13 protein-coding genes are annotated in these 13,447 nt (G+C 59.6%); 1 reads left to right on the forward strand and 12 read right to left on the reverse strand.

Going from position 1 to position 13,447, the window contains the following annotated elements; genetic code table 11:
* From arsB to J5276_RS20315, 12 genes are all read right to left on the reverse strand, one after another.
* On the reverse strand, positions 1 to 1,059 hold the full coding sequence (gene arsB, locus J5276_RS20260) for an ACR3 family arsenite efflux transporter (RefSeq protein ID WP_111788747.1): 1,059 nt from the start codon (positions 1,057 to 1,059) through the stop codon (positions 1 to 3).
* Positions 1,059 to 1,415 carry a helix-turn-helix transcriptional regulator gene (locus J5276_RS20265; protein WP_209159637.1) on the reverse strand — a complete coding sequence of 119 codons (357 nt, stop codon included), beginning with the start codon at positions 1,413 to 1,415 and terminating at the stop codon, positions 1,059 to 1,061. The genes arsB and J5276_RS20265 overlap by 1 nt, the downstream gene beginning before the upstream one ends.
* Positions 1,416 to 1,676: 261 nt before the next feature.
* Positions 1,677 to 2,396 (reverse strand): ribonuclease activity regulator RraA, encoded by a 720-nt coding sequence (locus J5276_RS20270; RefSeq protein ID WP_003518042.1) that lies wholly within the window; start codon positions 2,394 to 2,396, stop codon positions 1,677 to 1,679.
* A gap of 34 nt (positions 2,397 to 2,430) precedes the next feature.
* The gene (locus tag J5276_RS20275) at positions 2,431 to 3,228 is read right to left on the reverse strand and encodes an NAD(P)-dependent oxidoreductase (protein ID WP_025595272.1); all 798 of its coding nucleotides are present in this window, start codon (positions 3,226 to 3,228) and stop codon (positions 2,431 to 2,433) included.
* Between the two features lie 16 nt (positions 3,229 to 3,244).
* Positions 3,245 to 4,969: an L-arabinonate dehydratase gene (gene araD, locus J5276_RS20280; RefSeq protein ID WP_019566605.1), complete on the reverse strand. Its 1,725-nt coding sequence runs from the start codon at positions 4,967 to 4,969 to the stop codon at positions 3,245 to 3,247.
* Positions 4,970 to 5,007: 38 nt separating this feature from the next.
* Complete coding sequence (locus J5276_RS20285; RefSeq protein WP_113048407.1) at positions 5,008 to 6,087, reverse strand: ABC transporter ATP-binding protein; 1,080 nt, start codon at positions 6,085 to 6,087, stop codon at positions 5,008 to 5,010.
* A 23-nt stretch (positions 6,088 to 6,110) separates the two neighbouring features.
* Positions 6,111 to 7,154 (reverse strand): carbohydrate ABC transporter permease, encoded by a 1,044-nt coding sequence (locus tag J5276_RS20290; RefSeq protein ID WP_145166846.1) that lies wholly within the window; start codon positions 7,152 to 7,154, stop codon positions 6,111 to 6,113.
* On the reverse strand, positions 7,147 to 8,115 hold the full coding sequence (locus tag J5276_RS20295; protein WP_174012177.1) for a carbohydrate ABC transporter permease: 969 nt from the start codon (positions 8,113 to 8,115) through the stop codon (positions 7,147 to 7,149). Before J5276_RS20295 ends, J5276_RS20290 begins: the two co-directional genes overlap by 8 nt.
* 57 nt (positions 8,116 to 8,172) lie before the next feature.
* Positions 8,173 to 9,441, reverse strand: coding sequence for an ABC transporter substrate-binding protein (locus J5276_RS20300; protein WP_065663186.1), 1,269 nt, complete (start codon positions 9,439 to 9,441; stop codon positions 8,173 to 8,175).
* A 22-nt stretch (positions 9,442 to 9,463) separates the two neighbouring features.
* Complete coding sequence (locus J5276_RS20305; protein WP_174012178.1) at positions 9,464 to 10,537, reverse strand: Gfo/Idh/MocA family protein; 1,074 nt, start codon at positions 10,535 to 10,537, stop codon at positions 9,464 to 9,466.
* On the reverse strand, positions 10,534 to 11,550 hold the full coding sequence (locus tag J5276_RS20310; protein ID WP_019566602.1) for a Gfo/Idh/MocA family protein: 1,017 nt from the start codon (positions 11,548 to 11,550) through the stop codon (positions 10,534 to 10,536). The genes J5276_RS20305 and J5276_RS20310 overlap by 4 nt, the downstream gene beginning before the upstream one ends.
* Positions 11,543 to 12,595, reverse strand: a complete 1,053-nt coding sequence (locus J5276_RS20315; protein WP_112178655.1) for a Gfo/Idh/MocA family protein — start codon at positions 12,593 to 12,595, stop codon at positions 11,543 to 11,545. The genes J5276_RS20310 and J5276_RS20315 overlap by 8 nt, the downstream gene beginning before the upstream one ends.
* 106 nt (positions 12,596 to 12,701) lie before the next feature.
* Between J5276_RS20315 and J5276_RS20320 the strand changes: the two genes are divergently transcribed.
* On the forward strand, positions 12,702 to 13,415 hold the full coding sequence (locus J5276_RS20320; RefSeq protein ID WP_019566601.1) for a GntR family transcriptional regulator: 714 nt from the start codon (positions 12,702 to 12,704) through the stop codon (positions 13,413 to 13,415).
* The last annotated feature ends 32 nt before the right edge of the window (positions 13,416 to 13,447 follow it).

Genomic DNA, 13,447 nt, shown 5'->3' on the forward strand with positions numbered 1-13,447 from the left:
TCATTGCCTTTCGGTAATTGTGTTTCGGGAAACGGCTGGGGCCGCCTCGTACCAATCCTTCGAGCGGTTCACGATCCAGACGACCGAGAGCATGACCGGAACCTCGATGAGGACACCGACAACGGTTGCCAGTGCTGCGCCTGATTGAAAACCGAACAGGCTGATAGCGGCCGCAACTGCGAGTTCGAAGAAATTGCTTGCACCGATCAGTGCCGACGGACCGGCAATGCAGTGCCGTTCGCCGCTCATCCGGTTCAGAAGATAGGCGAGCCCGGAGTTCAGATAGACCTGGATAAGGATGGGGATTGCAAGCAAGCCAATAACGGCCGGTTGGGCGATAATCTGCTCGCCCTGGAAGGCGAAGAGAAGAACCAGTGTTGCAAGCAGCGCTAGCAGCGAAATCGGCTGCAGCCTTGCGAGAATGCGATCGAGCATCCGTGACGTTCCGTCCGCCATGAGCCGGTGCCGGATGAACTGCGCGAGGAAGACGGGCACGACGATATAGAGGGCAACGGAGAGGACGAGCGTGTCCCATGGAACGGTGATTGCGGACAGGCCAAGCAAAAGGCCGACAATGGGAGCAAAGGCGATGACCATGATCGCATCGTTGAGTGCGACCTGCGAGAGCGTGAATAGTGGTTCGCCGCGTGTCAGGTTAGACCACACAAAGACCATGGCAGTGCAGGGCGCTGCGGCAAGAATGATCAGTCCCGCAATATAGGAGTCGATCTGGTCAGCGGGAAGATAGGGGCGGAACAGCCAGCCGATGAAGAGCCAGCCCAGCAACGCCATCGAGAACGGCTTGACGGCCCAGTTGATGAACAGCGTGACGCCGATACCCCGCCAGTAGGTGCCGACCTGCGTGAGAGAGCGGAAATCGATCTTCAGAAGCATCGGAATGATCATCAGCCAGATCAGGATTGCGACCGGGATATTCACCTTGGCAATCTCGGCCGCGCCAATGAGCTGGAAGACGCCGGGCAGCAAATGGCCGAGGGCGACACCGACGATGATGCACAGAAACACCCAGACGGTTAGGTAACGTTCAAATGTGGACATCAGGCGGACTTTCCCGCGTGTGGAGTGCAGCAGGGCGTCAACTCGGCGATCAGCGGAGCGCAAAGCTCTGCCGATCCACCACAACAATCTTTCAGGAGAAACAGCGTCATGTCGCGAAGCTGTTCTATCTGCGTGCGATACATGATGATTCTGCTCTGGCGTTGCGATGATACGAGGCCCGCGCGTGACAGAACATTCAGATGCGCGGACATGGTGTTTTGGGGCACCACCAGCGCGCGCGCGATGTCACCCGCCGGCAAGCCTTCCGGTGCGTGCCGCACAAGAAGCCGAAAAGTTTCGAGACGGGTTGGCTGCGCAAGCGCCGCCAAAGCGAGAATAGCCTGTTCTTGTTCCATATATCCAGATTAATGGAAATATAGGCATAGTCAATGTGTTTTTGCGGGTGTTACCAAACACCACAAACTCCAGGGAATCATTTTACGACTATCGACAGAAACCCATTTCGGGCCGGTTTTTAGTGCGGGAAAATCGTCGGCCCAGTCGCTTCGGCGACTTGGTATTATTGTACATGCGAGTCCGCCTGCATGAGTGGGACGCCACCCATGCAGGCTTGCTTCAAGGCATTGCGGACGAAACCGGCAAGCGTTCTGTTCGGCTCACGCGCCCGAACGGTCTCTCTGTTCGCGCCATACGGCGAAAGCCTTCTGGTGTTCGTCCTTCGTGCAGGGATAAAGACCGATGATGGTTGCGCCGCCCTTCACCTGTTCGACCACGAAATCCTCGTAAGCGGTCATTTCCACCGCTTCTGTCGCGATTTCGTCGGCAATTCCGGCGGGGATGACGATGACGCAATCCGCATCGCCGACAATGATATCCCCGGGGAAAATCGGGGCATCGCCGCAGCCAATCGGGCCGTTGATTTCAATTGCTTCGTGTTTCGTGAGGTTTGTAGGGCTGGATGGTCGGGTGTGGTAGGCTGGAATATCAAGCTCCGCAATCGTCGCAGCATCGCGGAAACCGCCATCCGTAACGACGCCGGCAGCACCGCGCACCATCAGGCGGGTGATAAGAATATCACCAGCAGATGCGGCGCTCGGGTCTTTGCGGCTGTCCATGACCAGTACGTGGCCGGGCGGGCAGGTCTCAATGGCGACGCGCTGGGGATGTGCTGGGTTGCGGAATTCCACCAGCTGGTTGCGGTCTTCGCGGGCGGGCATGTAACGCAGCGTGAATGCAGGCCCGACCATGTTCGCGCCCTTGTGGCCAAGCGGGTGGACGCCCTGAATGACCTGGTTGCGCAGGCCGCGCTTGTAGAGTGCGGTTGCGAGGGTGGCGACGGAAACCGTCATCAATTTTTCCCTGGTTTCTGTATTCATCTTATTCTCCTCGAATAGCGTGAGTGTCTGCACATCAGTTTTTGTGGATCGGTTCGTCTATGAAAACGCCGCCCTGGTATTTCGCGATTGCGGCATCCGGATCAGGGCGAGGGACATCCCGTTCGATATCGGCCCGGAAGCGTGCGGCATTATCCCGCCGCTGCCAGCCGAGAAAATCGACGTGGGAATTATCCCACCAGCTGTCGTCATTGGCAGAGACGCCCCAGATGACCAGGCAACCGAGTTTTGGCGCGTGAAATACGGCCTCTACCAGGGAGACCAGATCGTCATGGCTGAGCCAGGTGGATAACATGCGCCAGTTGGTGGGCTTCTCTTCGCAGGAGCCAATGCGGACGATGGCCGTTTCCTGTCCGAATTTGGAATGGTAGAGGCTCGCCATTGCCTCGCCGAAAATCTTCGAGACGCCGTAAAGGCCATCCGGCAAAAACGGCGTCTGCGGCGATAGCTGCTCACCCTGCGGATAATATCCGATGGTGTGGTTGCTGGAGGCAAACAGGATGCGTGGCATGCCAGCAAGCCTTGCTGCCTCGTAAAGATTATAGACACCGCGCAGATTGGCGGCCTCGATGGGATCGTAAGCCTTTTCGACGGAGATGCCGCCGAGATGGACGATGCCGTCGCAATCCTTCACCAGCGCATGGACGGCGCCACCGTCCTCCAGAGAGCAGCGGATGATCTCTTCATTCGCTGCCGCCGCACCCATATCAACCACATCCGAAAGGCGGATGATCTCCGCGAGGTGGCCGAGCCTGCCGCGCAACATGCTGCCCAGCTTGCCGCCGGCGCCCGTAATCAGCAAACGTTTCATCATTTTGCGCGCTCCCGTCTCAGAATATGTCGGGTTCGCCAGCGGTGCGGCCGAAATCCGTCTGCAGGAAATCGAAATCGCATCCGGCATCCGCCTGGGTAACGTGTTTCGAGAAGATGTAGCCATAACCACGCTCGTAACGCGGCGGCGGCGCCTGCCATGCGGCCCGACGCTGGGCGATCTCCTCTTCGCTGACCAGCATGTCGAGACGGCGCTGGGGCAGATCGAGCCGCACGATATCGCCGGTCTTCAGCAGGGCAAGCGGCCCGCCGACGAAGCTTTCCGGCGCGACATGAAGAACGCAGGCGCCATAGGAGGTGCCGGACATGCGGGCATCGGAGATGCGCACCATATCGCGGTGACCCTTCTTGATCAGCGCCTTGGGGATGGGCAACATGCCCCATTCGGGAAAGCCTGGGCCGCCAAGCGGGCCCGCATTACGCAGAACCAGAACGTGATCGGGCGTCACATCCAGATTTTCATCGTCGATTGCCGCCTTCATCTCGGGGTAGCTATCGAAGACCAGCGCCGGACCTTCATGGAAATGGAGTTTCGGATCGCAGGCGGCGGGCTTGATCACAGCACCATCCGGGCAGAGATTGCCGCGTAGAACGGCAAGCGATCCTTCAGCGTAAACAGGGTTATCCAGCGAGCGGATGACGTCGTCATTATAGACCCGCGCGCCTTCGAGGTTTTCGCCCATGCTGCGGCCGGTAACGGTGAGCACGGAACAGTCCAGACGGCTTTCGATCTGCTTCATCAGGGCTCGCAGACCGCCCGCATAATAAAAATCCTCCATCAGGTAATCTTTGCCGGAGGGGCGGACATTGGCGATAAGCGGCGTCACGCGGCCGAGTTCGTCCAGCTCGTCCAGCGTCATCGGTACACCGGCGCGGCGCGCCATGGCAATCAGATGCACGACGGCATTGGTGGAACAACCGGTCGCCATGGCAACGATGGCCGCATTCCGAAACGCGGCCGCAGTAAGAATACGATCCGGGGTCAGCTCCTCGGCCACCATTTCCACAATGCGACGGCCACAGCCTGCCGACATGCGCTGGTGTTCGGCGTCCACCGCCGGGATGGAGGAAGCGCCGGGCAAAGTGAGACCGAGCGCATCGGTGATTGCCGTCATGGTCGATGCCGTACCCATGGTCATGCAGACGCCGGCGGAGCGGGCAATGCCGCCCTGCACGCCGCGCCATTCTTCATCGGTCACGTTACCGGCCCGGCGCTCGTCCCAGTATTTCCAGGCATCGGAGCCGGAGCCCAGCACCTTGCCGGCATAGTTGCCGCGCAGCATCGGCCCGGCCGGAAGATAGATCATCGGCACGCCGGCCGAGATCGCTCCCATGACGAGGCCGGGGGTGGTCTTGTCGCAACCACCCATCAGCACCACGCCATCCAGCGGATGCGAACGGATCATTTCCTCCGTCTCCATGGCGAGCATGTTGCGATAGAGCATGGAGGTCGGCTTGGTGAAACTCTCATCGACCGAAAGCGAGGGCATCTCGACCGGGAAGCCACCTGCCTGTAGAACGCCGCGCTTCACATCCTTCACACGTTCGGGAAAATGCGAGTGACAGGTATTCAGCTCCGACCAGGTGTTGAGAATGCCGATGACGGGCTTGCCGGCAAAATCCTCCTCCGAATAGCCAAGCTGCATCATGCGTGAGCGGTGGCCGAAACTGCGCAGATCGTCAGGCGCGAACCAGCGGGAGGAACGGAGTTTTTTGTCGGTCATGTCAAAGGTCCTGCTTTACGGGGCGTGGCGACGGAGGCTTAGTCCTGCTTCAGCGTCAGCCCGCTTTTCGTATCGAAGAGGTGGATATGTTGGAGGGGCGCCGACATGCGGATGACTTCGCCAGCCGATGTCGATGTCTGCCCCGCAAGATGCAGGGTGACGTGGCTGCCGTCACCGAGGTTGCCATAGAGATAGGATTCCCCGCCGAGCTGCTCTGCCGTTCGCACGGACATGGTCACCGCACCGTCCGGTGTGGGCTGCACATGGTTGGGGCGAATGCCGAGCGTGACCTTCTGGCCGGATGCGTAGGAAAAGCCGCTCTGCGGCAACGGGATCAATTCGCCGGTCGCGATTTTAAGGGACGGCTGACCTTCTGCTACTACTTCGCCGGCGAAGAAGTTCATCTTCGGCGAACCGATGAAGCCTGCTACGAAAAGGTTTGCGGGGCGATTATAAAGATCGAGGGGAACGCCGAACTGCTCGAGCTTTCCGGCGCGCAGCACGGCAATCTTGTCGGCCATCGTCATGGCCTCCACCTGATCGTGGGTCACATAGATCATGGTATTGCCAAGACGCCGATGCAGGCTGGAAATCTCGCCGCGCATATCCACGCGCAGTTCCGCATCGAGGTTCGACAGCGGCTCGTCAAACAGGAAAACCCGCGGTTCGCGCACGACAGCGCGACCGATCGCGACGCGCTGTCGCTGGCCGCCCGACAGATCCTTCGGCCGCCGCTCAAGCAGCTGGTCGATCTGCAGCATCTTGGACACCTGTGAGACCTTCTCGACGATGTCTTTTTTCGGCGTGCCGATATTTTCCAGGCCGAAGGACAGGTTTTCCCGAACCGTCATATGCGGGTAGAGCGCATAGGACTGGAACACCATGGCAAGCCCGCGATCGGCAGCCGGAACCGCGTTCACCACGTCGCCGCCGATGACGATATCGCCGCCGCTCAGCTCTTCAAGACCGGAGATCATGCGCAGCAGCGTCGATTTTCCGCAACCGGACGGGCCGACGAAAACACAGAACTCGCCGTGCTTGATATCGAGATCGATACCCTTGATGACGTCGAGGGCGCCATATGTTTTTTTGACCTGACGAAGCTCTATACTTGCCATTGTGTCATTCCCTCCCTTGAGGATCATTTTCCGCCGGTCGATGCGATGCCGGTGGCGATATATTTTTGCAGGAACATGAAGACCAGCGCGATTGGCGCCAATGTCAGCACCGTCATGGCCAGCAGATTGCTCCACTCTGTCGTCATTTCTCCCTGGAAGGAGTTGAGCGCCAGTTGCAGGGTGAAATTGTCGTTGCGCGTCAGCACGATAAGCGGCCACAGGAAGTCGTTCCAACGCCACATGATGGCGAGGATGGCCAGCACCGCGAGCGCCGGTGCAGACAGCGGCAGGATGATGCGCCAGTAGATTTTCCATTCGCTGGCCTTGTCCATGCGTGCCGCATCTAGGATTTCATCCGGGATGGTCAGCATGTATTGGCGCAGCAAAAATACCCCTGTCGGTGTGGCCGCTCCTGGAATGATCACACCCCACAGGCTGTTGATCATGCCGAGCTGGCTGGTGATGAGAAAAAGCGGAACGAGCACGACGGTCTGCGGGATCATCAACGTTCCGACGACGAGTGCCAGAACCACGCCTCTGCCCTTGAAGCTGTATTTCGACAGTGCAAAGGCCGCCATGGAGTTCACGATCAGCATGATGACGGTCGACGTCACGGTGATGAAGGTCGAGTTCCAGAAATAAAGCGGAAAGTTGAAGCGCTGGAAAAGCTCGGTGTAGTTCTCCGTCGCCAGTGCAACCTTCTCGGCCGGGCGCAGCTCGTTGAACGGCATCTTCATGACTTCGCCGGGCTTTGCCGGATCCACCACCTGGGCGACGAGCCCGACGCGCCTGATCATGCCGAGCTTGCGGCCTTCCTTGTCGACAAAGGCCGGCAAAGGTGCGGCCTGACCGTCAACGACCACGGTTTCCTGCGCATAGGGAAGCAGGCGCGGCGGAAAACGCTGGAGGTCGGCTTCCGTCTTGAAGGAGGAGAGAACGAGCCAGAGAACGGGTCCGAACATCATCAGAACGGCAACGCCGAGATAGGCGTAGGACAGCCAGTCGGTCCAGTGCAATTTGCCGTTTCTGCCGCGTGTGCGGGTTAGAAATGCGCCAATCCTAGCCATCGACTTTGCTCCTGTTGGCCCGGAATTGCAGGGCAGTCAGCACCACGAGAACCACAGCAAGCAGCAGCGAAGCCGCCGCGGCCAGTCCGAAGTTGCGGGGTGTTCCGGCAAAACCAGTCTGATAGATGAATTGAATGATGAAGGTCGTCGCCGAACCCGGCCCACCGCCGGTAAATGCGAAGACTTCATCGAAGGTCTGTACGCCCTTGATGAGGGACAATACGAGAACCACCAGCATGGTCGGGGCGAGAAGCGGCATTGTGATCCGGCGGAAAATCCGCCACGGGCTTGCCTTGTCCAGCTGTGCCGCCTCATAGACGTCACGCGGAATGGCCTGAAGGCCGGCAAGCAGGATGAGCGTGTAGAAGCCCATATGCGCCCAGACGGACAGGAATACCGACCATCCAAAGGCAAGGTTGGCCTCCAGCAGCCAGTCCACCGAACCGATACCGAGGGAATCGAGCGCAGCGTTCAGGACGCCGAAACGCTGCAATATCCACTTCCATATCAGCGCCACGACCACCGGTGAAAGCAGCACGGGAAAGAAGAAGACGGCGCGGAAGAAACCGCGTGCCCTGATGTCACGGTTGAGCACGACCGCCGTAATCAGCGAGAAGCCCACCATGAACCCGACCTGCAGCACCACGAAGAAAAGCGTGTTCCAGACGGAGCGCCAGAAAAGATCGCGCTGACAGGAATTGGGATCGAAATAGTTCTGGCACGAGAGAAGGGCCGAGAAGTTTTCGCCGCCCACGGAGGGGCGTTCCGACAGCAGGATATGCTCGCTGCCGGTCACTGAATAAGCCATGTTGAGAACGATCGGCAAAAACGCGAAGACCGCAAACAACAGGAGATTGGGTGTCAGAAACACCCATGCGATGCGCCGATGCCCGAGCATTTTCTGCAAGAGGGCGAAAGGCAGCTCTATGATGCCCATGACGGGCGCAAGAAGTCTGTACATTGATGGTCCTCCTTCGATCCGGCGCGGCGCGGCAAGGCCGCGCCGGAAGGCGATGGATCACTTCGCCTGTTTCAACGCTTCCTCAAGATCGGCCTTCGCACGTGTCATGGCGTCGTCAACCGAGCTTTCGCCAACAATCGCCTGCGTGACGCGCTGGACGGAAATGTTGAACATCGCGCGGTTGTTCTTGTAGCCCTGATAGGCGTAGGCGACGGGGCTGATACCGGGGACCTGATCCAGCCACGCGTTCATGGCCTTCTGGGTCGCCGGGGTTGCGCCGGTGTAGTCGATAGGCTTTGCGCCGACGGCCTTGTGAGCCGGGACGTTGCGGGTACGGACGGTGAAATCGAGGTAATTTTCGTCCTGCGCGAGGAAGTTCAGAATATCCGCGACGATCTTGGGGTTCTTGGTCTGCTTGAAGCCCACGATACCCGTTCCGCCTGGCATGCCGGTGCATGCGGCCGGTCCGCATGGCTGCGACACGACTTCCCAGTCGAAAGCATCGCCGACCTGACTGTCGAAGCGCGCTGTCTGCCAGCTGCCGGAATAATAATAGACGAGCTGACCGTTGATGAATTCCTGCGCCGCATCGCGGTAGGTGTTGCCACCCTGACCGGCCCAGACGTCACGCGCCATGGTGCCGTCCTTGTTCCACTCGACGAATTTCTTCACGAAAGTGGTGAAGCCCTCGTCGACCAGGATCGGCTTGCCGTCGGCGTCGAAAAGTTTCGCACCGTAGGAAATAGCCGGACCTGCGATACGGTGACCGGAGCGGTCGATCGCCATGGGGTATGGCGAGCCGGTGGCCTTGGCCACTTCATTTGCGGCCTTCGCCCAGTCGTCAAAAGTCGCATCCTTGCCGGGAACGGCGACTTTCGCCTGATCGAACAAGGTGCGGTTGATGAAGGCGCCGGTAATGGTAAGCTGCGTCTGCATACCATAGATGCCCTTGTCGTCCGGGCCGCTACGATACCATTTCAGCACATCGCCGAAATTATCCTGCCAGTACTTCGCATCCACATAGGGCGTCAGGTCGAGATAATAGCGATTGAGGCCGCCAAGATCGGTGACGGTTGCGAAATCCGGGCCGCTGCCGCCGGCGAGCTGCACCGGCAGGCCTTCGAGAAGCGCCTTGTAGGGCACGATATCCGTAACGATCTTGACGTCAGGATGCTGTTTTTCGTAACGCGACAGGATGTCCTTCAGGACTTCGCAGCCGTTGCCGTCATAGGCGCAGGTGAAGCGAACTTCCTGTGCCTCAGCGGCACCGGCAAAAGATGCCGTCCCGAGGGCCAAGGCAAACGCCAGGCTGTATTTTCTGCTCATCTGGTTTCCTCCCTTTAGATGATTATGCCGTGGCGGACGCGCGCGGAGCCCAACCCTTGAGCCGCTCATTGTCAGCGGTCAGCGGCAGGCGAACGGCCGTGCCTTCCTGTACCGATGTGTAGATTGCGGTTACGAGTTCGATGGACTGCAAGCCGTCCGTAATCGTCACTTCCTTGCCCGCGCGACCCTCCATCGCATTGGCAATCGCCTCGACAAAACCGGTAAAGCCGTTTTCGCCATCTTCCACCGTTGCGAGGACGGCGTCGATCTGGTTCTGCGTGGTCGGCGCCCGCGCCGTAAAGTGCCATTTATCTTCCGCCGGACGATAGGGCAGCGTTCCGCTTTCGGCCGTGAAGCCTTCGAAGCAGAACCGCAGACGGGACGTGTCGTCGGCTGCACCAAGCGTGACCGAGCTGGTGGCGAGCGCGCCGCTCTTCATGCGGAAGCTGATGGCGGCGCAGTCTTCCGTCTCGATCCTGTTCACCCGGGTGTCGGCCATGGCGAAGACCTGTTCCACCGGACCTAGGACATGGCACAGAAGGTCGTGGGCATGGATGGCGTGACCGAGGATCGCGCCGCCGCATTCACCCTTCCAGGTGCCGCGCCAGGGAATGTCGTAGTAGCTCGCGCCACGGTTCCAGTGAACTTCCGAGCTTGCCACATAGGCTTTGCCAGCAAGTCCGGCGTCGATGAGGGCGCGCAGCTGCCGTAGGGCGGGACCAAAACGATACTGGAAAACCGGAAAGACGCGCCGTCCGGTCTTCTTGACAGATTCCATCAGCGCATTTGCTTCCTCCAGCGAACGCACCAGCGGCTTTTCGCAGACCACGTCCTTGCCGGCCGCGTGGGCCTTCAGCATTACGGGGAAATGCAGATGCGGCGGCAGGCAGACGTCTATGAGCGAAATGCTTTCATCGGCGAGGACTTCTTCGAGATCCGCCGTGATGCGGATGGAAGAATTTTCGCCAGCCACCGCCCGTGCCCGCTCCACATCAAGATCGCAGATCGCCTTGACGGTGAAACGTTCCGGCAGCGCCAGATAACCGGTGAGATGCTGTGCGCCAATACCGGCGCCGATAATGGCGACGCCGATCATGCTGCGGTTCCTTCAGCCTTGGCCTGCGCCTGAAGCGAGAGGTCACAAACCTTGAAGACGTGTTCCTGCGTCATGGCAGTTTCCGTGCGGTTGCGGATATCGTCGCATACACGGGCGAAGTAGGGCAGGCCCGCACCGGATGCGTCGATATATTCGCAACGGTCGCCATTGACGAGGATCAGACGGTCTGTGCCCTCGGTGTTGCCGACATCGACGTATTTGCGCAGTTCGATGTAACCTTCGGTACCGAGGATCGTCAGGCGGCCATCACCCCATGTCGGCAGTGCATCGGGTGTGTACCAGTCGACGCGGATATACCCATGGCCCTTGTCGCCGCGCAGCACGACTTCGCCGAAATCCTGCAGGCCCGGATCGCCCGGGTTGGCGTAATTGGCAACGGTGGCAGATACGATCTCAACCTCGGTCGAGCCGGTAAAGAACATGAACTGGTCGATCTGGTGGCTGGCAATATCGGTGAGAATGCCGCCATAGGCCTCGCGTTCGAAGAACCATGTCGGGCGAATTTGTCGGTTCAGGCGGTGCGGACCAAGGCCAACCGTCTGGATGACGCGGCCGATGGCACCCTGTGCAACCAGCTCGGCGGCTTTCGTGACGCTCGGGACTTCGAAGCGCTCGGAAAAATCGACGGTCCAGATTCTTTTGGTCTTGGCAACGGTCTGGCGCAGGCGCTCAAGCTGGTCGAAGGTGGTGCAGCCCGGCTTGTCGGACATGACGTCCTTGCCTGCTTCCATGGCAGCGATGGCAAGATCGGCACGCTTGGACGGAATGTCGGCAATGATGACGAGATCGATGGTTTGGTCAGCCAGCAAATCCTCCTTGGAGGCAGCACGCGGCACGTCCGGGAAGCGCTTTACGAAACCTTCGACCACGTCCGGCTCGCCTTGCGTCCACCAGCCCGCAAATTGCGCACCGGCATCCAGCATGTTCTGCGCCATGCCGAAAATGTGCCTGTGCTCTATGCCGAGAGCCACGAACTTGATTGGTTTACTCATCCTGCAGTTCCACTTCCTTGCCGGTTTCGGCTGAGTTGATGATCGCGTCGATCAGTCTGTGAGACAAAAGAGCTGCTTCACCGGTGACGACCGGCGGGCGCCCTGAAGAAATGGCGTCGACGAAATCGTCGAAAACGCCCTGATGCCATTCATGCGTGAAAGCCATGGGATCGGCGCCGCCGCCGGTGCCGGAAGCGGCACCACCGAAGGTTTCCTGGCGGCCGTCGCGCCAGTCGACATGCAGCAGGCCGGATGCGAGCCGCAGGCTTGCCTTGTCGAAATGGAGAAGAATGGATTCAGGCGCACCGGGAAAGCTTGCGGTGCTCGCGACGAGCGAGCCGACGGCGCCGTTTTTGAAACGAAGGCCGGCCGATACGTAATCCTCGGTTTCCATCTTGTGAAAACGCGTCGTTGCCGCCATGGCCTGCACGCGGGCCACAGGGCCTGCAAGGCTCAGGGCCAGATCGATCGTGTGGATTGCCTGCGATATCAGAACGCCGCCGCCGTCACGCGCAAGCGTGCCGCGTCCCGGCTCATCATAATAGGCCTGGGTACGCCACCACGGCACCGAAATCTCGCAAAGGCCTAGTTCGCCGAGCGTGCCGGATGCGACCAGTTCGCGTGCCTTTTGCGATGCGGCGCGCATGCGGTGCTGGAAAATGATACCGAGCGTTACACCCGCATCGCGGCAGAGCGCTACCAGATCGGCCGCTTCCCGCGTGTTGCGGGCGACAGGCTTTTCGAGAAGAATGTGTTTGCCGGCTTTTGCAAGCGGACCGACGATATCGGCGCGGGCATTGGGCGGCGTTGCGATGATGGCGAAATCGACATCCTCGTCACGCGCGGCTTCCTCGATTGACGCGTATACGGCAACGTGGTGACCGGTGTGTTTTGCCGCTTCGGCAGCCAGCGCTTTCGCGCGGCCGGAGCCACCGTCGACAATCGCTTTCAGGCGGATTTTTTCAGGGCTTGCCGCACAGGCAAGCACATGCGTCTTCGCTACCATTCCGGCACCAACGATGACGCAGGTCTTGATATTTTGCATTCGGGAGCCTCCTTCCCATGGCCATTCAATTGCATACCGGTATGCCGGTTGTCAACACACCAGTGTTCCGGTATACCGGTTACAGAGAAAGACATTTGGAGAGCGTATGCCAAAGATCCCGATGACAGGCGGCACGGTGCCGATGATGGAACGACTGGATTTCAACCGACCGGTTGTGGACCAGATCTATTCGGCGCTGAAATCTGCCATCCTTTCGCGGGAGCTGTTTCCGGGCCAGGCCGTGTCGGAAAACGAGATTGGCCAGTCCTTCAACTCCAGCCGCACCCCGGTGCGCGAGGCGTTGAGCCGGCTGCGAGATGACGGTTTGATCGTCACCCTGCCGAGCCGCGGGACCTATGTCTCCAGACTGTCGGACAAAAATATCCGCAGCGCGCAGTTCATTCGTGAGGCGCTGGAGGTTGCCGCTGCCCGCAGGCTCTGCCAGACCGGCATCCCGGCCGAAGCGGACCAGGAAATCCTGCATGCGCTGGAAGGCCAGCGTTTGGCGATGGAGCTTGGCGACAAAAAGGCCTTCCGTATCCATGACGACCAGTTCCACAGCGCCCTTGCCGCCGCAACCGGCCTCGAAAGGCTGGAGACCCTGTTGATCCGGGAAAAGGCTGGGCTAGACCGCCTGCGAGCGCTGGCGATTACCGACGAAGCACACATGGCCAGACTGCTGACGGAGCATGAGGCCGTCTACAATGCAATAAAGGCGCGTGAGGAGGAGAGCGCGGTGGATTATCTGCGCCAGCATCTCCGCCGCGTCCTCGGCATTCTGTCGCAGATCTTCGAAGCACATCAGGAATATTTCGAATAACGCCACGCTGCGCAATTCAACGGTTCAGATAG

It is taken from the genome of Agrobacterium sp. S7/73 (assembly GCF_019355535.1).
Classification (GTDB): Bacteria; Pseudomonadota; Alphaproteobacteria; order Rhizobiales; family Rhizobiaceae; genus Agrobacterium; species Agrobacterium tumefaciens.